General features: G+C 65.2%; 1 pseudogene. It reads right to left on the bottom strand.

Features of this window, described 5'->3' with window-relative positions:
* Nucleotides 1-244 (bottom strand): annotated as a pseudogene (locus SB753_RS40495) ((Fe-S)-binding protein); the annotation flags it as partial.

Raw genomic sequence — 244 nt, 5'->3', positions numbered from 1 at the left:
AGCAACGCGCGCGGCTGCTGCTTGACGCCCAGCTCGCGCAGCCCGGAACAGGAGTCGTGATACGTCACCGGCCCCTGGAAATCGCCCGGCGTCAGCTCGACCTTCGCGACGGTGGCAAGAAAATCCGTCAGTTCGTAGACCTTGGGACGCAGCCGCGCGAAGCGTCCCATCAGTTCGGGATCGTTGGCGAACAGATCGCCGTAATGCGCGCGAATCATCCCGCCGCATGAGCCGGACGGCACGA

Source organism: Paraburkholderia sp. SIMBA_053 (assembly GCF_046534895.1).
Lineage (GTDB): Bacteria > Pseudomonadota > Gammaproteobacteria > Burkholderiales > Burkholderiaceae > Paraburkholderia > Paraburkholderia caledonica.
This window is presented reverse-complemented; position numbering and strand designations above follow the sequence as displayed.